This window comes from Streptomyces sp. NPDC031497 (assembly GCF_055580905.1).
Genome location: NZ_JBVIKO010000020.1, coordinates 168,540 through 187,352, shown reverse-complemented (window position 1 = coordinate 187,352; position 18,813 = coordinate 168,540). Strand labels below are relative to the sequence as shown.

Annotated in this window: 17 protein-coding genes and 1 pseudogene; 12 read left to right on the top strand and 6 right to left on the bottom strand. The window is 67.6% G+C overall.

The features are described 5' to 3' along the window. Positions 1 to 18: 18 nt before the first annotated feature. Positions 19 to 648 (bottom strand): TetR/AcrR family transcriptional regulator, encoded by a 630-nt coding sequence (locus tag ACZ5K7_RS34360; protein WP_468919642.1) that lies wholly within the window; start codon positions 646 to 648, stop codon positions 19 to 21. A gap of 105 nt (positions 649 to 753) precedes the next feature. Between ACZ5K7_RS34360 and ACZ5K7_RS34355 the strand changes: the two genes are divergently transcribed. From ACZ5K7_RS34355 to ACZ5K7_RS34330, 6 genes and pseudogenes are all read left to right on the top strand, one after another. Continuing rightward, complete coding sequence (locus ACZ5K7_RS34355) at positions 754 to 1,806, top strand: aldo/keto reductase (RefSeq protein ID WP_468919639.1); 1,053 nt, start codon at positions 754 to 756, stop codon at positions 1,804 to 1,806. A gap of 346 nt (positions 1,807 to 2,152) precedes the next feature. After that, positions 2,153 to 2,251: pseudogene (locus tag ACZ5K7_RS34350) on the top strand (bifunctional 5,10-methylene-tetrahydrofolate dehydrogenase/5,10-methylene-tetrahydrofolate cyclohydrolase); the annotation flags it as partial. A gap of 444 nt (positions 2,252 to 2,695) precedes the next feature. After that, the gene (locus ACZ5K7_RS34345; protein WP_468919636.1) at positions 2,696 to 3,196 is read left to right on the top strand and encodes a hypothetical protein; all 501 of its coding nucleotides are present in this window, start codon (positions 2,696 to 2,698) and stop codon (positions 3,194 to 3,196) included. Between the two features lie 204 nt (positions 3,197 to 3,400). Then, the gene (locus ACZ5K7_RS34340; RefSeq protein WP_468919633.1) at positions 3,401 to 3,637 is read left to right on the top strand and encodes a hypothetical protein; all 237 of its coding nucleotides are present in this window, start codon (positions 3,401 to 3,403) and stop codon (positions 3,635 to 3,637) included. 237 nt (positions 3,638 to 3,874) lie between these two features. Next, positions 3,875 to 4,315 carry a hypothetical protein gene (locus ACZ5K7_RS34335; protein WP_468919630.1) on the top strand — a complete coding sequence of 147 codons (441 nt, stop codon included), beginning with the start codon at positions 3,875 to 3,877 and terminating at the stop codon, positions 4,313 to 4,315. Positions 4,316 to 4,656: 341 nt separating this feature from the next. After that, positions 4,657 to 5,169, top strand: a complete 513-nt coding sequence (locus tag ACZ5K7_RS34330; protein ID WP_468919627.1) for an SUKH-4 family immunity protein — start codon at positions 4,657 to 4,659, stop codon at positions 5,167 to 5,169. Positions 5,170 to 5,175: 6 nt separating this feature from the next. On the opposite strand, the gene ACZ5K7_RS34325 is transcribed toward ACZ5K7_RS34330, so the two are convergent. The 3 genes from ACZ5K7_RS34325 to ACZ5K7_RS34315 form a co-directional block, all read right to left on the bottom strand. Then, a protein-coding gene (locus ACZ5K7_RS34325) for an IS630 family transposase (protein ID WP_468919624.1) occupies positions 5,176 to 6,239 on the bottom strand; the annotation gives its coding sequence in 2 pieces (ribosomal slippage) (positions 5,176 to 5,792 and positions 5,792 to 6,239; 1,065 coding nt in all). Positions 6,240 to 6,443: 204 nt separating this feature from the next. Beyond that, positions 6,444 to 6,749: a hypothetical protein gene (locus ACZ5K7_RS34320; protein WP_468919622.1), complete on the bottom strand. Its 306-nt coding sequence runs from the start codon at positions 6,747 to 6,749 to the stop codon at positions 6,444 to 6,446. Positions 6,750 to 6,984: 235 nt separating this feature from the next. Beyond that, entirely contained in the window at positions 6,985 to 7,965 is a 981-nt protein-coding gene (locus ACZ5K7_RS34315) for an oxygenase MpaB family protein (RefSeq protein WP_468919619.1), read from the bottom strand. Between the two features lie 457 nt (positions 7,966 to 8,422). On the opposite strand from ACZ5K7_RS34315, the gene ACZ5K7_RS34310 reads away from it, so the two are divergent. Continuing rightward, positions 8,423 to 9,376 carry an IS481 family transposase gene (locus tag ACZ5K7_RS34310; RefSeq protein ID WP_468919616.1) on the top strand — a complete coding sequence of 318 codons (954 nt, stop codon included), beginning with the start codon at positions 8,423 to 8,425 and terminating at the stop codon, positions 9,374 to 9,376. Positions 9,377 to 9,440: 64 nt separating this feature from the next. Next, on the top strand, positions 9,441 to 10,133 hold the full coding sequence (locus tag ACZ5K7_RS34305; RefSeq protein WP_468919613.1) for a VOC family protein: 693 nt from the start codon (positions 9,441 to 9,443) through the stop codon (positions 10,131 to 10,133). A 302-nt stretch (positions 10,134 to 10,435) separates the two neighbouring features. Here the strand turns inward: ACZ5K7_RS34305 and ACZ5K7_RS34300 are convergent, their stop codons facing one another. Beyond that, a complete protein-coding gene (locus tag ACZ5K7_RS34300) occupies positions 10,436 to 11,740 on the bottom strand; it encodes a cytochrome P450 family protein (RefSeq protein ID WP_468919610.1) in 1,305 nt (434 codons plus the stop codon). A gap of 264 nt (positions 11,741 to 12,004) precedes the next feature. Between ACZ5K7_RS34300 and ACZ5K7_RS34295 the strand changes: the two genes are divergently transcribed. From ACZ5K7_RS34295 to ACZ5K7_RS34285, 3 genes are all read left to right on the top strand, one after another. Further along, positions 12,005 to 13,645, top strand: a complete 1,641-nt coding sequence (locus ACZ5K7_RS34295; protein WP_468919607.1) for an FAD-dependent oxidoreductase — start codon at positions 12,005 to 12,007, stop codon at positions 13,643 to 13,645. 47 nt (positions 13,646 to 13,692) lie between these two features. Beyond that, the gene (locus ACZ5K7_RS34290; protein WP_468919604.1) at positions 13,693 to 14,721 is read left to right on the top strand and encodes an amidohydrolase family protein; all 1,029 of its coding nucleotides are present in this window, start codon (positions 13,693 to 13,695) and stop codon (positions 14,719 to 14,721) included. A 768-nt stretch (positions 14,722 to 15,489) separates the two neighbouring features. Then, positions 15,490 to 15,747, top strand: coding sequence for a hypothetical protein (locus ACZ5K7_RS34285; protein ID WP_468919601.1), 258 nt, complete (start codon positions 15,490 to 15,492; stop codon positions 15,745 to 15,747). A gap of 101 nt (positions 15,748 to 15,848) precedes the next feature. Here the strand turns inward: ACZ5K7_RS34285 and ACZ5K7_RS34280 are convergent, their stop codons facing one another. Further along, positions 15,849 to 17,351, bottom strand: coding sequence for an MFS transporter (locus tag ACZ5K7_RS34280; RefSeq protein ID WP_468919598.1), 1,503 nt, complete (start codon positions 17,349 to 17,351; stop codon positions 15,849 to 15,851). 884 nt (positions 17,352 to 18,235) lie between these two features. Between ACZ5K7_RS34280 and ACZ5K7_RS34275 the strand changes: the two genes are divergently transcribed. Next, complete coding sequence (locus ACZ5K7_RS34275; protein WP_351713681.1) at positions 18,236 to 18,562, top strand: hypothetical protein; 327 nt, start codon at positions 18,236 to 18,238, stop codon at positions 18,560 to 18,562. The last annotated feature ends 251 nt before the right edge of the window (positions 18,563 to 18,813 follow it).

Below are 18,813 nucleotides of genomic sequence, written 5' to 3'. Positions count from 1 at the left end.
ACGGATGCGGGAAGCCGGTCACGCACGACCTTCGTCGCCCCGCAGGTACGCTCCCGCACGCGCGGCGGCCGCAGCGGCCGCAGCGGCCTGGTCTGCGGCGGCCTCGTCGAGGCGGTCGCTGCTGGTCAGTAGGCGGTAGTAGAGGGGGGCGGAGACAGCACGGATCACCTCGTGGACGTCGGTGCCATCAGGCACCTCGCCCCGGTCGATGGCCTGCTGGACGCAGGGTGCCCACTCCTTGACGCGGATGTCGTAGAAGCGGTGCAGCGCCTCGGCTGTCTTAGCCTCGCAGGTGGCGGCCGCGATCATTGCCTTGAACAGCGCTCCTTGCCGCGGGTCGGCCAAGGTGCGCTGCACGAGCCGAGCATTGGCCTTGAGGTCGCCGAGCAGCGAGCCAGTCTCGGTACGCGGCAGTGACTGCTCGGCCATGTCCATCAGCAGGTCGGCCACCAAGCTGGTCACCGTTCCCCAGCGGCGGTAAACGGTGGTCTTGCCCACCTCGGCACGGCGCGCGATGTCGGCGAGGTCCAGGTGGGCGAAGCCCCGCTCCGCCAAGGCGTCTCCGGCCGCCTGCAGCACCGCTGCACGCACCCGTGCCGTGCGCCCTCCGGGACGGACGGTACCTGGATCCGCACCCTCAAACCCCATAACGGGACTCCAGTTTCGTTAATCGCTCGCGCCTGCTACGTTGAGACTCATACTAATGGAACTCCAGGACCATTAGCGAGATCAGGCAGCGAGAGAGGAACAGCCATGGAATACAGGCGGCTGGGTGCATCCGGCCTCAAGGTCCCCGCACTGAGCTTCGGCGCCGGCACCTTCGGCGGCCAAGGGCCGCTGTTCGGTGCCTGGGGCAACACCGATGCGCACGAAGCACGCCGTCTCGTGGACATCTGCCTCGACGCCGGGATCACGATGTTCGACACCGCCGACGTCTATTCCGGCGGCGCCTCCGAGGAGGTGCTGGGCGAAGCGATCAAGGGCCGCAGGGACCAGGTGATCGTGTCCACCAAGACCAGCCTGCCGATGGGCGACGGCCCAGGCGATGCGGGCTCCTCTCGTTCGCGCCTGATCACCGCATGCGAGGACGCCCTGCGCCGACTCGGCACCGACCACATCGACCTGTTCCAACTGCACGCCTTTGACGCCGGCACGCCGATCGAGGAAGTCCTGTCCACACTCGACGATCTCGTACGAGCAGGGAAGGTCCGCTACCTCGGCATCTCGAACTTCTCCGGCTGGCAGGCGATGAAGTCCCTCGCGAACGCGGAGAGATACGGCCACCCGCGCTATGCCGCACATCAGGTCTACTACTCCCTCATCGGCCGCGACTACGAATGGGAGCTGATGCCCCTTGGGCTCGATCAGGGCCTCGGAGCCCTCGTCTGGAGCCCGCTCGGCTGGGGACGGCTCACCGGCAAAGTCCGCCGCGACCAGCCGCTACCCGCCGGCAGCCGACTGCACGACACCGCCGACTACGGCCCGCCGGTCGAGGACGAACACCTCTACCGCGTGGTCGACGCCCTCGACGAGATCGCGCAGGAGACCGGCAAAAGCATTCCGCAGATCGCCATCAACTGGCTGCTGCAGCGACCGACCGTCTCCTCCGTCATCATCGGCGCCCGCAACGAGGACCAGCTTCGCCAGAACCTCGGTGCCGTCGGCTGGACGCTCACGCCCGACCAGATGGCGAAACTCGATGCGGCGAGCGACAAGACAGCGCCCTACCCGTACTTCCCTTACCAGCGCCAGGAAGGCTTCGCCCGCCTCAACCCATCAGTTGTCGCGCCTCCGCCCGCTGCATGACATCGGCGTCAAGTAGCTGGAGCGTATAACCGCGCGCGCCGGACTTGGACTGGCGGGGTGCTGCCTCGCCCAACGCCTGCGCGGGGCCTGGACAGCAGCGGTGACAGCTTCGCTTCCCCTGTCCGCCAACTTGTCGACACGACCACAGACGGTCACCACGGAACCTCACGCACAGAGGAATACGCGACAGCCGAATACGTGAGGTCGCCAGTTTGTTCCCAACGCACGGCGATTCGTTTCTACGAACGAGCGGGTTTCCGGCGCGATGACACACCCCGCGCAGAGAAAGAGGGTAACATCGAACTCCTTGAAGCGCGGCTGGTGAAGTCGAACTGAATACGTCAAAGGTGCGGCGTCATGGGGCACCGCCCGCATTTGTGCCCGCTTGATCACGCCGACCCCCGGCAGGGTCGGACCCATGACCGTCGCAGTCCTCCTTGCGTAGACAGTCGATGCGGCATCCCTCCAGCTCAGGCCGGCCGGCGAGGGCCTGCTCGCGGTCGCGGGGAGATATGACTGAGTACGCCAGGTGGCCACTCTGGGCATCGCAGTTGGCCACACTGGCCCCCCGTCGTGAGCATGCTGCTGACGGTCAAGGCGTACCTGGGACACGGCGTTTGGGTGATCGCCCCATGCAGCACAGAAGCTGTCGTGATCGGTGCACACGCCTCCGCTCTTGCCGCAGCCGGTACGGCGACCCCAAAGTCGCACTGAACGACGGCGCTTGGGGGACTGGATGAGATTTTGGCGCGCACGTCAGCTATGGGGTTCCGCCGCGGGTGCGTGCGCGCTACTCGCCATACCGGCATGCGGGGGCGGCACGACAGGAGCTGGTCATTCGTCACCTTCCGCAGCGGCATCGCACACGTATACCAGTCAGTCCTTCGCCATGCCGCTCACGATCACCGTGCCCACCTCGCTGGGCACCCAGCCGGTATCGGACACACGCACCTTCCTGACGTGGGTGAAGTCCGGCAACAAGGTCCGGTTCCTACTGCCCGCAGTGGTGTACCGGCCGGGCGGCGGCAAGAACCCTGAGAAACCGCCCGCCACCTACAAGGGTTACGTGGCTTTCCTTCACGAACAGGCCGCATATCACGCGAACTGGCAGGACGAGAACACCACCACCGTCGACGGCCGTGCTGCCACGCTGCTGACCGGCACCACCAATGAACCGCTCGACGGATCATTCGGCTGCCCAACCGCCGAAGCGGACCCCGAACACGACTGCTACGGACTGCAGCCGGACTACGAGACGCGCGTGGCCGTCATCAATGCCCCCAACAGGCCACTGGTGGCATGGACCACGATCGACCTCTCTCAGGTCCAGGACCCTTCGGCCGCCATCACGCGCTTCGAGGACATGCTCAGGACCCTCACATTCCGGTAACCGGACAGGGGCGGCCCGGGCCGCCACACACCGATCATCCGTGGCAGGACGAGCCGCGGAATATCGAGCGGCAAGCGCACCGGGGCCCGGCGCGCTGCTATCCGTACGCCACGCGACCGTGCTGCTGAACGCTCTGCCATCCAAGCTGCTGCAGACCGACTGCTGTCGGGCATTCCACTGCACTCGGCTTCTGGCGAGCTCACCGTGACCGAGCTGATCAACGAGTCCGGGCTGCGGCGTGATGTCGTCTACGAACACCGTGATCTTGTCGACGACTTCAAAGCCCAGCTCAAGGCCCGGCACAGCGTTCCCGAAGTGGCCCAGAAAATGGCCGATCACGCTGCCTCCCTCAAGACTGAGCTGAAGGACGTCAAAGCGGGCCTCCAACGTGAACACGACACCGATGCCTGCCTAGGCGTGTCATCACGGAGCTGTCCATAGAGCTGGAGCAGTCCCGCCAACAGGGCGCCATCGGCCTCGGTGTGACGCCGCTTGTTCGACATCCCGTGAGTTCTCGGGAGCCCCATTGAGTCCTGGTGCGCGTGGCGATCTCCGTGCGCGAAGGAGCGATCTCCTGGTACTCCACTCTGACTTTGTGATCTCGCCTGTAGCGGGGCGGTGCGAGAGGCGCTGGGAACTTCAGGAGTCCTGTTGGCGGCGGCTCGGTAGGGTCAGCTCGTGCACGCCGACGAGAACGCCCCTGCCGAGGTAGCACCGACCCTGAATTGGCAGGACAGATCAACGCTGCGCTGGATCGAACAGCCCGAGGAGGTCGATTCCGCCTTTGACCGGGGCGAGCCGCTCGTCGGGGTGGGTGTGATCGCTCTGGCACTGAACCACCCGGACGGGAACGCGATCTTGCCCCGCGTTGCTCGTGCGCTGACAGCCGCAGAGCCGGAGGTGCGCCGCCAAGGCGTGGTAGCTCTGGCCCATGTCGCCCGGCTGCATCGAACCGTGGATCAGCGATGTCTCGATCTCCTGCGCGGCTTCCCTCGTGGCAACGAAGCCGACGACGACCTCTGGTCCTTCATAGACCATGGCCGTCTGCCGTTGTGGCTCTGGCGGTACCACGTCGCACAGCGGTTGACCTGGCTCGTCCGTGACAGATGGCGGCACTGAATCTCCACCCGCAGGTGGCGGGAACCAGGACGGCCACCGTGTGATCTTGGTGGGGTGTGTGGACTCTGGTTCAGCTGCCCCCGATTTCATCAGCGACGTTGCGGCGGGCGACATAGCAGTGCCGCTCTCATGAAGGCCCTGGACCCACTTGTTCCCGGGCTGGTTACCCTGCTCACCGCGCCGATCCTCCCGACGGATCCGGTCTTCCGTGTACAGGCGACGGAGATCGGCTGGGTGAGAACGCTACTGAACTTGATTGAGTGATGTCGGGGCCGCCCGCAGGGTGGCAGGGGCCAGCCCGCGCCTTCCCGGTGTGGCCGGAGCACGAGGATGATGCTCGCGTGATCCGAGACTTCCCGCCGTTGCCGTTGCCCCAGTACGCCGTGGTCCGTATCGGCTGCTCACCAGGGGTGCCTGCCGAGATCGCCGCCGATCTGCGGGAAGTCGGCGTCCCAGCAGGGCTGATCGGTTATGAGTACCAACCGCTGACTGAGGCGACGCTCCTGGACGGGATCGGTGAGAGCGGGTTGGTCGTCTTTGGGTCCAGCGGCCTGTTCGGTCGGCTCGGCGTCGATGTGGCTTCGCGTCGCGTCGTGCAGGTCCCCAAGATCGGGTCCGCGACCGCCTGGCATGTGAACAGGGATCTCGAAGCCTTCCACCGGTGCGTCGCGGGCATCATCGCCCGCTTCCCGTTCTACGAGGAAGACGAGGAGGACAGGTTCCAGGCGGTGGCGGACGAGCTTCGTCGGCTCCTCGCTGCTCTCGATACCACCGCACTCGCAGACAACGGGTTGTGGGAGACCTTGTGCGATGACGTGGCGATGGGCGACTACGCGAACTGGGAGGAGGAATGAGTCACGTCAGTCCTCCAGGGTCAGGCCGATGGTTGCGAGGCAGCCGTCGACGAGTTCTGGACGGTACTGGATCCTCTTGAGCCGACGTTTCACGGCTCGGGTGATCTGAGTGAGGTCCGCGGCGGCGAGGTTGCCGATCTCGCGTTTGACCAGTGACCAGATGCCCTCCTGTGGGTTGAGGTCCGGGGCGTAGGTGGGCAGGTGGAACACGGTGAGCCACTCGGCGTTCGCCTCGATGAACGCACGCATGCCAGCGGTCAGGTGCAGGCGGAGGTTGTCCCAGACGAGGACGATCGGGCCGCCAAGTTGGATGCGGGCGCGGACGATCAGGTCGCGGAAGTCGCGCCAGCCGAAGCCCTTCGGTTCGTCCTTGCGGCCCCGGTACTCGCGGATCGCGTAGATCAGCCGGGACCGCTCGCCCGGCTTATAGCAGGTCATGCCCGCCATAGACACCCGCCCGGAGCCGCGGCCCCTCACCCTCACGACCGGGGTCTGGCCGATCCGGCCCCAGGTTCTGGCGCGCGGCGGAGTCATCGACTGCCCGGCCTCGTCTTCGAAGACGATCCAAGCCCCGCGCTCCGCCGCGATGCTCTTACCCGCGGCCAGGTCTCCTTCTTCCATACCTCGACCGCGTCGTCATCGCGCTCGATCGCCCGCCGAGTGGGCTGCTGCCAGCTCCAGCCGTGCCGCTTCAGCAGCCGCCAGGTGCCTTCGACCGTGTAGGAGACGTGGAACAGCCGGCCGATGAGCGTCTTGATCCGTGCCAGCGTCCACCGCTGGTCCGTCCAGCCGTGAGCCAGCGGACCACGCTCCAACTCCCGCTCCAGCCTGGCGACCTGGACTTCGTTGAGCCTAGGTCTTCCCGGCGACCCCTTCGACAGAACCCCGGCCTCACCGCCCTCGCGCCAGGCCCGACGCCACCGCTCAACCGACCGCACACTGATCCGCAGGGCAGCGGCAACCTCCGCGTTCTTCTGCCCGCTCTCGAAACGATCCACGGCCTGGAGCCGCAACCGCTCCCGCGTAGTTCTCTCGGCGTCGGTCAGTCCGCCGCCCTGCGCGTACCTCACACCCCCGGGGCTACCGGTGCCGACACCCAACTGTCAGGCGAACGGCACCGACATCACCCAATCAAGTTCAGTAGCGTTCTTGGGGCTTTAGTAGGTCGGCGGCAAAGCGAAAGATCCGTTGATTTAGTGACCCTGGGAAATCACATTCCAGGGCCTCGAATATACCGGCGAGAGCTCCTCAGTCAGGGTATCCTGTTTACGATTCTATTCGTCAAAATCCACTCCCATCACCCGCTCTGGCGCCATGTACTCAAGGGAGCCGACCAGTTCGCCGGTGGTCGTCAGGGACTCGCCGTCGTCCAGGACCGCGATACCGAAGCGGGTGAGGACGGCGTTGCCGTCGCGAAGCCGCAGGACATCGGCGGGCTTGACGTCGCGATGCAGGGTGCCGACGGTATCGCGCGGCGGATCCGGACGCGGTGCTCCTCGTCGCCGTGCGGAAGGATGTGCAGTTCCTTCGCGGCGACCGGGCGGTCCAGCAGTTGGTCGCGCACGCCACACCGTGCCCATGCCACCCCGGCCGAGAACGTCGTGGAACTGATATCGGCCGGCGACCACTCGTTACGAGCCGAGTTCCGAACGCGTCGCCGCCTGATGATCGCTGTCTCCGGGTATCACGGACTTTCTCACGTTTCTCTTCCGGCGGCCTGGGCGCCCGCCGGATGTCGTTGTGTTCGAACGAGGCCGAGCACAGCGGAGCACATTGGTGGTCCTATGCGGTCAACCACCCTGTTCTGACAGGCCTTTACCGGGAGTAAGGTTCAAGCTCCCTGAGCTGGGCGTTGGTGCGCCGGGTCCGGCGGAGGCGGTCGGGCAGCGGTGTGCGGGCGTCGGGCAGCATGCGGTGGGCGAGGAACAGCGTCTTGAGGAACAGGCGGATCGCTCGCTCGCGGCGCGGCGTGATCCAGCCGATCCGGTGCAGTTGGCAGACCCGTTCTCCGGCAAGGTAGCGGGTCAGATCACGGCCGAAGGCACGTAATGGGGCCGGGAACCAGCGCTCGGCGAAGAAGTGCATCATCGCGGTGGCGACACGGTGCCCGGAATCGGTCGGCTCGTAGGGCCGGGAGTCGAATTTCCGGGCGAACTCCTCCATCGCCTGCCAGTCCTCGGGGAAGGGTTCCTCGGCCAGGGGGCCGGATTCACGTTCCAGGACGCGGAAGCCGGCCTGCGCCCAGTGGTGCCAGGCGCGTTGCATGTGTTCGGGGATGCCGGGCATACCCAACGAGGTCTGCAGTCGGTGGGCAAAGGTGGCCAGTAGGACCAGCGGGTAGACGAAGTCGTCGATGTCGTCGAAATTGCCGGGTAAGTTCGGCGTTCTTCGGGCTATGGCCCTATGGATGCGATTCAACCGCTCAGCGGCTGCGCGACCCGCCGAGCTGGACACACCGTGCACCATCCAGGCCACCAGGAAGTCGTTGCCGTCCTGGAAGCGCCGGTACGGCCTGGTCTCCAGTTTTCGCGTGTGGTCCAACGTGGCTGCCCCGAGGGCCGGTTGCATCATGTGCATGGTACCGGGATAGATCATCATCGCCAGGGCGAACTCGGGGACCCGGCGGCTGACGTAGAGCGAGATCATCCTCTCCCACTCGGTATCCGGATCCATCCGGGCCAGCTCCCGGTCCACCCACTTGTAGCCACGGCGCAAAGTCGGCTCCTCCACCTCGAGGCCATGAGCTGAACTGCCTTGGCCGCTACGGGAATTGATGCCCAGTCGGCGATGCTGCACGGAAAGACGCAGCCGTGACGAACGGGGTTCCCAATCCCAGGCCTACGCGCTCTGCGGATCCCCCACCGAAAGCACTCTCACGCCTCGGAGTCGGTCGTCGAAGTCGAAGTCCCCAGAGGATCCAGCTCCGTGGCCGTGCTCTCTCCGGCAGCGGGTAGACCCTGGCCCGCGCGCATGGGGCCGGTGCCCTGATCTGGTCTCACTGGCGCAGACGCCACGAGGCCATGGCCCGCGCCTGCCACTCCCCCAGACGAACCCATCCTGATCCGCCGTCAGCCCGCTAGACCCGAACTACGCCTCTGACCAGCAGGAACGGGGAAGTCGCACTAGAGCGCTAGCTGTTCTGTCCGGGGAGGTTGTGGACAGGTGAGCCAGGTCTCGGCTGAGGGATCTTGAACAGGTGAGGGCCTTCCGGTTCGGTGTGGATTGCGACGTCTACACCAACAGAAAGGCCCTCGTGTCCCACCGTAATGCACCCCTGACCGAGACCGGACGGCTGCGTCTGGCCCGCTGCGTCGTCGACGGCGGCTGGACCCTGCGCCGTGCCGCCGAACGCTTCCAGGTCTCGCCGACCACGGCCCAGCGGTGGGCCGACCGCTACCGTCAGTTCGGCGAGAGCGGCATGGCCGACCGCTCCAGTCGCCCCCACGCGAGCCCGCGCCGGACCCCGACCCGCACCGAACGACGAATCATCAAGGTCCGCGTCCTGCGCCGGTGGGGACCGGCCCGCATCGCACACCTGCTCCGTCTCGTGCCCTCGACCGTGCACCGCGTGCTGACCCGCTACCACCTGGCCCGCCTCACACACCTCGACCGGGCCACCGGCCGCGTCATACGCCGCTACGAACGCGACAAGCCCGGTGAACTGGTCCACGTCGACATCAAGAAACTCGGCAACATCCCCGACGGCGGCGGCCACAAGGCCCTCGGCCGGCAAGCCGGCCGAAAGACCCGCGCAAACGCCGGCTACAGCTACCTGCACACCGCCGTCGACGACCACTCCCGCCTGGCCTACAGCGAGATCCACACCGACGAGAAGAGAGAGACCGCCACCGGCTTCTGGAAACGGGCCCAGGCGTTCTTCACCTCCTGCGGGATCACCGTCGAGCGGGTCCTGACCGACAACGGCGCCTGCTACCGCTCACGCGACTGGCGAGACCTGCTGGCAGCGGCCGGGATCGCCCATAAGCGCACCCGGCCCTACCGGCCGCAGACAAACGGCAAGGTCGAACGCTTCAACCGCACCCTGCTGGACGAGTGGGCCTACGCCCGCCCCTACCGATCAGAAGCCGAGCGCCGGGAAGCGTTCCCGCAGTGGCTGCACACCTACAGTCACCACCGCGGACACACCGCGCTGAAAGGCCAACCACCCGCCAGCCGCGTCCCCAACCTCACGGGTCAGTACAGCTAGCGCCTGTTTCAGAAGTACCGGCAGACGGGGCTGACAGCGGGGGTGGGGCTGCAAGGATGCGGCCATGGAGCAGAAATTGAGTCGGCAGGAAGCTTCAGAGGCGGTCCAGGACTACGGGTGGCGCTTCTTGCTGGGCACTTTGCGAACGTCGGTCCGGGTCAGATCGCTGGCTCAGGCGACGGGCTTGGCGACGGACACTGTCGCGGTGTGCGGCGACGACGCCGACCGGCACCTTCAGGTCGATGTCCGCCCCGATCGGGTCGTCTTCACTCTGCAGTCGTTGGACCGCGCAGCGGTTACTACCCGGGATGTCGAACTCGCGCGTCTGATCTCCGCCACCGCTGACCGGGCCGGGCTTCTGCCAGAGCCCGAAATCGGAACGGGGGCACTGCGGTCCGTCCAGCTTCTGGAGATCGCGATTGATGCACTGAACATCGCCGGGATTCGGCCGTTCTGGAAGGCGGTGCTGGGCTATACGGATGAGGCGGGAGCAGAGGGACCGGAGGATCCGCTCATCGACCCGGTCGGGCAGGGCCCTGCCATCTGGTTCCAGCAGATGGACCGTGCGCGCCCACAGCGCAATCGCATCCACTTCGACATCTGTGTTCCGCATGACGAGGCACCCCGGCGGATCGAGACCGCACTGGCGGCCGGAGGCCGACTAGTGTCCGCGACCCGCGCCCCCGCTTTCTGGGTACTGGCCGACCTGGAGGGGAACGAAGCCTGCGTGACCACATGGCAGGGTCGAGACGGCTGAAACTCAGAGTGATCAAGTTCGACGCGTCATTCGACGCTGAACGTTAAAGATCAAGCTAGCCCTGGTGTCGCCCGGTGCCTGGTGCCTCACGTTGACGGAGACCTCCAGAGGGTCATCTCCCGCGTCCAGTTCGTTGGTGACCTTGCCGTGAGGCCGGTCGTTGGGAGGGAACCGCTCGAAGGTCCAACCGCTCCGTGGGGTCCGCCACCAATCGCTGACGTGGTCGACGTCCTACGGCGCTCGCCGAGCGTCTCGCCGCCTGCCCCGACAGCGCGGCGGGGTCGCGGGCTACGCCCGTGATGTCATGCGATGTCGACCATCCCGGACGCCCAGTCGTCCAGGATCCTGGAGGGGTCCAGGACAACGGGCAGTTCGGTCAGGCCCCGGAAGGCGGGGAAGGGCACGGTGAGCCACTTGGCCTCGTCCGCCGGCAGGGCCAGGGAGAGTTTCGGGAAGCGGCGGAAGAGCGAGGCCAGGGCGATCTGCATCTCCATCCTCGCCAGCGGTGCGCCGAGGCAGAAGTGCGGCCCCGTACCGAAGGCCAGGTGTTTGCTCTGTACGCCCGGCCGGGTGATGTCGAAGGTGTCGGGGTTCTCGAACGCGGCGGCGTCCCGGTTGGCCGAGGTGACCGCGATCTGTACCAGCGAACCCTTGGGAATGAGCGTCCCCGCGATGGTGATGTCCTCTAGGGCGTGGCGGAAGGTCGCGTTCTCGACCGAGCCCTCGAAGCGGATGATCTCCTCGATCGCGTTCGGGAGGAGGTCGGGCGAGTCGATCACCTGCCTGAGTTGCTCGGGGTGGGTGAGCAGGGTGTAGACGGCGTTGCCGATGAGGTAGGCGGTCGTCTTGTGGCCCGCGAACAGCAGCACCCACAGCGTGGACAGCAACTCACCGTCCGTCAGCGACTCCTGCTCGTCCTGTGTCTGGATGAGGACACTGAGCAAGTCGTCCTCGGGGGCCTGGCGCTTACGGGCGATCAGGACCTCGAAGTACTCCCGGAGAGTGTTCTCCGCCTCGGCCAGGCGATCCTTGTCCTTCTTGCTGAAACCGGTGCGCGCGACGACGCTGCACCACTGCTGGACCTCCTGCCGCTCCTCCTCGGGGACGCCGATGAGTTCGCAGATCACCTGCAGGGGCAGCGGGAAGGCGAAGGCCGACAGCAGATCGACGGGCTGCAGAGTGGAGCAGTTGTCGAGCAGCGTGTCGGTGAGCTCCTGGATCCGTGGGCGCAGCGCCTCGATACGGCGGGGCACGAAGGCACGACTGATGATCCGGCGCAGCCGCGTGTGCTTCGGCGGGTCGGCGAACAGCATGTTGTCGTCCAGGGCGATGGAGGAGTCGCCGAAGATGGACCGGTAGGCGTCGATGGCCGCGTACATGTCCTTGCTGATCCTGGGGTCGGCAAGGGCGGCCTTCGCGTCCTCGAACCGGGTGATCAGGTACGAGTGCACACCGTGCGGCGGTGTGATGCGGCAGACCGGCGCGTTCTCCCGCAGGTGCCGGTAGATGGGGTGCGGGTTGGCCCGGTACTCCGGGCAACCACGGGATGCCGCGTCCACCGCCCGGGCTGTCTCGTCCGCGATCTCCTGCTCCTGCATCTGAGTCATCGACGGCCCTTCTTCTCTTCCCACGGTGGCACAGGTCGGCTGCAAGCGTGGAATGCATTGACGCCACTCGCAAAGGGAAAACGCGATTCACCCTGACGCGGACCCACATCGTCGGCACGGCACGGAAGCGGAAAAGCAGAGTGTGCCGTCCGGGGGAAGGCTCGATTGCCGACCCCGGGTGCCTGTGACAGGTTCGGATCCAGGGCCGCCATGAATACGAATCGCTGCCCGAACTACCGCTGGGTCACTGGAGGAGGACGGGCCGTGGACACGCGCGACAAACAAATGGTGCCGGTATTGATCGTGGGCGGTTCGCTTGTCGGACTGTCCGCGTCGGTGTTTCTGGGAAGACTGGGCGTCACCCATATGGTCGCCGAGCGCCGGGCCGCCACTTCCGAACATCCCCGGGGCCGGGGGAACAACATGCGGACGATGGAGTTGTTCCGCACCGCCGGGCTGGAACCGGACATCAGAAAGGCCGCGGCCGTCCTGTCCGGCAATCACGGCATCATGCAGACGGACAAGCTGTCGGGCGGTGAGGGCAGATGGCTCTCGGCCCGTCTCACCGGCGCAGCCCCCGAGACGAACGTGTGCTCCACCCGGCGGTGCGCGTGCAGCCAGAACGACCTGGAGCCGGTCCTGCTGGCACATGCCCGTGCACTGGGCGGGGACGTGCGCTTCGGTACGGAGCTGATCTCCTTCACCGAGGACCGGGACGGCGTGACATGCGAACTGCGCGAGCGGGAGAGCGGCCGGACGTACTCGATGCGCACGGCGTACCTCCTGGCGGCCGACGGGCCGCGCAGCCCCGTGCGCGAGCGGCTGGGCATCGGGCAGAGCGGCGGGGGCGACCTGTTCCACAACGTGAGCGTGACCTTCCGCAGCAAGCTCCTCCGTCAGGTGGTCGGGGACAAGCGGTTCCTCGTGTGCTACCTGAACGGAACCGAGGGCGAAGGGGTCCTGCTGCCCGTCGACAACGAGGAGAAGTGGGTTTTCCACGTCCCGTGGTTCCCCGAGCGCGGCCAGACGCTCGAGTCCTTCACCGACACGCGTATCGCCGACCACATCAGGGCCGCCGCCGGCGTACGGGACCTGGACGTCGAGGTCACGGGACGCGCCCCGTGGCACGCGGCGGACCGGGTCGCCGACCGCTATCGGCAGGGACGCGTCTTCCTCATCGGTGACTCGGCCCACGAGATGCCCCCCACCGGCGCCTTCGGATCCAACACGGGCATCCAGGACGCGCACAACCTCGCCTGGAAGATCACGGCCGTGCTGGGCGGCTGGGCTGGAGAGGGCCTGCTGGACACCTACGAGAACGAACGGCGCCCGGTCGCTCTGGCCACGAGTGCCCGGGCCATCGAGCAGGCCGCGCGCGAGCAGCATCCCGGTTACAGCGCCGCGCAGGGTGCGGGCCAGAGCACGGACCTGATGACCGTGTCCCTCGGTTACCGCTATGTCTCCACGGCCGTGTGCGGCGCCGACACCGACGCGCCGACCATCCCGCAGGAGCTTCGTCTGCGGGCGGACCCCGGCACCCGGGCCCCGCACATGACCGTCGTGCACAACGGGGACACCAAGTCGACCATCGACCTGTACGAGCGGTGCTTCGTCCTCCTCTGCGGCCTTGCGGACGGGCCGTGGCCGTCGGCCGCCGAGGCCGCGGCGGCCAAGCTCGGCGTCCCCCTGGTGTCCTACCGCGCCGGAGCCGGCCCGGACTTCGACGTCGACACCTCGCCCGCCCTGGCCGCCGGTGCCGAGGACTGGGCCGCCACGCACGGCGTCACTCCGCAGGGTGCGGTGCTCGTACGCCCCGACGGAATGGTCGCCTGGCGCTCCGACGACCTGCCCGCGAACCCCGAGGACGAGCTGACGCACGTTCTGCACGGCCTCCTCAGCCGCTGATCCCGCTCTCCGACGCCCTCGAACCGTCCCACCACAGGGAGCCCTCCATGCCTCAAGCCGCCGAGACCGCCGCCCCGCAGGCTCCGGGCGACATAGGCCTGCGTACCGTGCCGAGCACCGACGACGCCCGGCACGAACGAATAGACGTCCACCACCACTACACCGCCCCCGAATGGGTGCGGTGGGCCGAGAAGAACGGGATCGCGGACCGTGACGGGCTGCCGCCGTGGACCCGCTGGGACGAGGCCGCCGCCCTGGACCTGATGGATCTGACCGGCACGCGCACCAGCATCCTCACCGTCGCCATGCTGGGACGCTTCCAGGACGCGGCGGCACGCAAGGAGAGCACGCGTGTCGCCCTCGAGGCCGCGGGCGAACTCACCGTCCGGCACTCCGGCCGCTTCGCCTTCTTCACACCCGTCTTCCTCGACGACGCCGACCTCTCCCGCTGGTCCGTCACCCAGGGGATGGACCAGCTCGGCGCGGTGGGCGTCAGTGCGCGCACCAGCACGGGCAGCACGTATCTGGGCGACCCCGGGCTCGATCCGATCATGGCGGAACTCGACGAACGCGCCGCTGTGATCAGCACGCACCCCATGCAGGTGAACACCTCCGGCGCCCCCGAGGGCGTACCGCCGTTCGTGTGCGACTTCCTCATGGACACGACCCGCGCCGCACTGAGCCTGATCATGAACGGCACTCTGGACCGTTTCCCGCGGCTCACGTTCATCCTCCCGCACGGCGGCGGGTACCTCCCCTACATCGCGAGTCGGATCGAGGTCTTCGGGCGCCAGCTCGTCCCCGCCGTCGATCCCAGCCGCGTCCGCGACTACCTGCACCGCTTCTACTACGACACGGCCGCGCCCATGTCCCCGTCGGCCACCCCCACTCTGCTGGCCGCCGCGGGCTCCTCCCGCATCCTCTACGGAAGCGACTGGCCGCCGACCCCCACCCGGGTGGTCGCCGATGTGACAACTCCCGCTCTGGACAGCGATCCCGCCCTCGGCGAACAGGAGCGCGGTCACATCAACCGCGGGAACGCCCTGCGCCTCCTGCCCGCCCTCTCGTCGGCCTGAGCACGCCCGGTGGGCCGTCCTCGTACCGCGTGCGTGAGTACCACCAGAATCGCTGCCCGGCTCGCTCGGTACTCGGACGGACGTTGGCCGTCGGCTCGTCTCACCGAGCCGCACGGCCGACGCGGGGGGTCACCGCCGCACAGTCCCCGCCGGCATCGAGACTCGGCAAAAGTTGCCGCGGAAGAGATTGCTCCCCTTCACGGCGTTCTGATGGACCAGGTCGGCGGGGGCGTTGCCGGTGATCCAGTTCTCGTCGCCGCGTCTTGACGCAGTACTTGTTCTCGTCACTTGTTCTCGTCACCGATCTGCCATTCTTCTCGGCCCTGGCCCGCTGCACGGTCAGGCGGTCGATGGCCAGGGAACACAGAGCGACGGTGCCCTGGGCAGCCTTCTTCTCAGGAGGCACGATCAGCCTGCGGGGACAGACACCGCGCGGTGTCAGCCCGGAGGTCTTGACGGTGGCGCTCTCGCGGTGCGCGCCGGCCTGCACCAAGACCGTGTCACCAGCACGGGCCGCGTTCACCGCCGCCCGGATCGACTCGACCGGGTGCACCGTCAGGGTTCACGGTGACGCGGCAGTCGGGAAGGCACCGGCGCCCACACCGCGGAGTACGGCGACGAACCCGACGTACCGAACATGCCTCCGGTCGGGCGTGCAGGCTCACATCACCAACCGCGTAACGGCGGTGTCGGACCAGCAGCGGTGGCAGCCCGATGCGGCCGTATCTAGGCTCGCTTACGGAAACGAGTTCGCGGGAAGGACACAAAATGCCTCAGGTAGACGAGGAAGATATCCGCGTCAGCGCAATCGATACGGCGGACCAGCCCCGAACGCTCCGGCGATTTCTGCGTTCTGCGGTCAAGGACACCATGCTGCTGCCGGTGTTCCTGGTCCTCACCGCCATGATGGTGGCACTGTGGCTCATGGGTATGCCCTTCCTGCAGGCCTTGACCATTTCGACCGCGGTGAAGATTTCCATGGTCCTGTTCGAAGCGCGTCGGCGGCCTCGCACGTCGAAGGTGTGACGCTCGGCGCCCCTCCCATCCGTCATCCTGCGGCCAGGGCGCTTCTTCGGGGTCGGGGAGCCTGTCCCTTGGGCCGTGCACTTCTCCGGTCCCGCCCGGTGTCAGGCCCCGCGCCCCACCTTCTCGCCGGCCCCGCTCTCCCCGAGGCCCCGCGGCACCGCCGCCGCGAGGTCGTCGCGTCCGGGATGCGCCCGGCGCTCCCGCAGGTCGGCCACCGCCAGGACCAGGGCCACGAGGACGATCGCCATGGCGGTGAGCAGCCCGAGCTGAAGGGCTGTCGTGGAGCGGCCGTGGTTGGCGACATGGGCGAAATAGACAGCTCCGACCACGGCGATGCCGGTGGCCGAGCCGATGCGCTGGCCGGTCTGCAGCACCCCTCCCGCTGTACCGGCACGTCGAACCGGCACAAGCATGAGTGTGAGGGTCGTGTTGGGTGAGACCGTGAGTCCGGACCCGATCCCGCCGATGACCAGCGGCAGCGCCATGGCCCAGCCCACGCCGTCCCCGGGCACCAGTTGAACGGCGACGACGACACCTAGCAGCCCGAGAGCCACCCCGCTCAGGCCGATGACGACCAGGCTGCGGCCGTGGCGCATCACCAGCCGGCCCCCTACGGCCGCGCCGACCGCCGAGGCGGCCGCGAACGGCAGGATCGTCACACCCGCGGCGAGCGCGCTGTATCCCGCGGTGTTCTGCAGGAACAGCGACAGGACGAAGAAGATGGTGGTCAACCCGGCGAAGAACATGAGGCTGATGAGAGCGCCGAGCGTGAAGGAGCGCAGAGAGAAAAGCCCGAGGTCGACCAGCGGTGCCTTCCCCAGGCGTCCCTGGGTCCTCTCCCACACCCAGAAGGCCCCGAGCAGCAGTGCGGCCACCGGAATCAGCAGCCACTTGGCCCGGCCCTGCCACTGCTGCTCCTGTACCAGGGGCAGCAGCAGGGCGAGTACGCCCGCACCGAGCAGCAGTACGCCGAACGGGTCGAACTTCTCCCGTCTGTCGTTCGGTACCGGGAGACGGGGCAGCAGCCGGTTCCCCGCCACGAGGGCCGCCACACCGATCGGCACATTGACGAAGAACACCCAGCGCCACCCGTCGGCCGTGCCGAACGCGTGGATCAGCAGTCCGCCCGCCAGCGGGCCCACCGCGGTGGACACGGCGACGACGCTGCCGTGGAAGCCGAACGCCCGGGCCCGCTCGGCACCCTGGAACATCTGCTGGATCAGCCCCGAGGTCTGCGGTGCGACCACGCCGGCGGCCGCACCCTGGATCAGCCGGCACACCACCAGCCAGGTGGGGCCGGTGGCGAGGCCGCACGCCACCGATGCGGCCGTGAACAAGGCGAGGCCGAACAACAGCGCCTGGCGGCGGCCCCGCACGTCACCCAGTCGTCCCGCCGGTGCCAGGGCGAGCCCGAAGGCGAGTGCGTACCCGGACACCACCCAGGACTGGGTGGCTGCGGAGGCGCCGAGCCCGAACTCCATGGAAGGCAGCGCCACGTTCACGATCGAGACGTCGAGCAGCGAGATGAATCCCGCGGTCAGACAGACCGCGAGCGCTTTCCACCGCCGGTCGTCGGGAGCGGACCGGTCCGTTTCTGTGGTCATGTGATCACGCTATGCAGCCGCGACCGGTCGCACCAGCCGGGGAAAGGGCGCCGGGATGCGGGATCGTCGAGCCCGGCCTCCGCGCCCGGCACGGTTGCGCGGCGACCTCGGGGGCAGCTCCCCCTCTTTCGGCCCTCTCCCCCAAGGGCAGCCCGGTAGGGTCGTGGCCTTCGGCTCGGCGCACAGCCGGAAGACGAACCGGGTGTGCGGGTGCGGTCCTCCGGCACGATCATGCCGCCGGGAGTGCTCCAGCCGCCGGGACGGTCAGGACCGCGCACGGCAAGCCGTCGACGGCACCGGGATCACCCCCAAGACCGTGCACTGGATGGCGCCTGCGGCATCGGATTACCGAGCCCACTGCCAGGGAGCCGCCATGAGCACGTCCGCCACGCCCTCGTCCCCCTCACTGCAGCGCCTGCGGCACCAGAACTATCCCCGTCACCCTGCACGGCAGCGACGGTGTACGCACGCACCCGCCCCTGCCACGAGCCGGCCTCCGCAGGGGCCAGCGCCGATGAGCCCTGGGCCACGAAGCCTTCGTCCGTGCCCGCCTGACGACCTGGCAGCGGCGCAATACCGACACCGCCGCTGCCCTTCCCTGCTGCTTGCCGCCTACAGATACCTGTTCATCACTCGGTGATCGCACTGGGGGAGCCGGGGGCCTGAGTGAGTGTCAGGTCCATCATGCCTGCTCGGACGTGGTTTGCGGTAGGACGGAGCGCACGTCCGTTCAGGCTTGTCCGGCGTGGTGGCCTGCCCGCAGACTCGTCGTCATCCACTCTCCGACGTCCGTGTCGGCATCCGTTCTCGGGTGTCGACGCGTTCGTCGTGCTGTCTCGCCGTGGGACGGGTCCAGACGGGGGGTGGAGGAACGGAGGGGATCGATGGATCAGGACATGGTCATGCGGGCGAGGGTCCAGTTGCTCAGTGCCAACAGGCGGGTGGTGCGCGGCACCGAGGGGTTGCGGATCTACCGCCTGCTGACGCAGGTCGAGCCGGAGGTGTACGGGTCGAAGCTGGCGTACGTACTGGTGGAGGCCAGCGCGTCGCCGCTGGTGCGGGAGCTGCCCGAGCAGCGGCTGGCTCTGTTGGACGAGGCGGTGGCGGTGGCGTCTGCCCTGGGCGCCGCGAATCCCTACCGGGCCAGGGTGCTGGCGAAGGCACTTGCCGCCAAGAGAGAACTCGAGGGGCGTCAGACACAACAGATGTGAGACAGGTGCCGGTAGCCCGCAGGCGCCCCTGCGGGCTCTACCAAGGGCCCAGAGGCCTACGGCCCGGCAGGGAGAGCCCGCGCGGTACGGGAGACGCACTATGGCTGGTCGTCCCGTTCCACCGTGACTTCGACGGGCAACGCCCTGAACCAGGCCGTGGGCCGCCGGCTCACCGGCTGTCGCCCTCACACCGCGGGCCGGGCTGTGTGCACTTGACGTAGGACCGGTTGCAACCCAAGTGCGCCGATGTC

Excerpts from the sequence above, each read along its gene's own strand:
- ACZ5K7_RS34360 (WP_468919642.1), bottom strand. The coding sequence starts at position 648 with ATGGGGTTTGAGGGTGCGGATCCAGGTACCGTCCGTCCCGGAGGGCGC.
- ACZ5K7_RS34285 (WP_468919601.1), top strand. The coding sequence starts at position 15,490 with ATGCCTCAGGTAGACGAGGAAGATATCCGCGTCAGCGCAATCGATACG.
- ACZ5K7_RS34305 (WP_468919613.1), top strand. The coding sequence starts at position 9,441 with ATGGAGCAGAAATTGAGTCGGCAGGAAGCTTCAGAGGCGGTCCAGGAC.
- ACZ5K7_RS34345 (WP_468919636.1), top strand. The coding sequence starts at position 2,696 with ATGCCGCTCACGATCACCGTGCCCACCTCGCTGGGCACCCAGCCGGTA.
- ACZ5K7_RS34290 (WP_468919604.1), top strand. The coding sequence starts at position 13,693 with ATGCCTCAAGCCGCCGAGACCGCCGCCCCGCAGGCTCCGGGCGACATA.
- ACZ5K7_RS34300 (WP_468919610.1), bottom strand. The coding sequence starts at position 11,740 with ATGACTCAGATGCAGGAGCAGGAGATCGCGGACGAGACAGCCCGGGCG.
- ACZ5K7_RS34320 (WP_468919622.1), bottom strand. The coding sequence starts at position 6,749 with ATGGGCACGGTGTGGCGTGCGCGACCAACTGCTGGACCGCCCGGTCGC.
- ACZ5K7_RS34355 (WP_468919639.1), top strand. The coding sequence starts at position 754 with ATGGAATACAGGCGGCTGGGTGCATCCGGCCTCAAGGTCCCCGCACTG.
- ACZ5K7_RS34275 (WP_351713681.1), top strand. The coding sequence starts at position 18,236 with ATGGATCAGGACATGGTCATGCGGGCGAGGGTCCAGTTGCTCAGTGCC.
- ACZ5K7_RS34280 (WP_468919598.1), bottom strand. The coding sequence starts at position 17,351 with ATGACCACAGAAACGGACCGGTCCGCTCCCGACGACCGGCGGTGGAAA.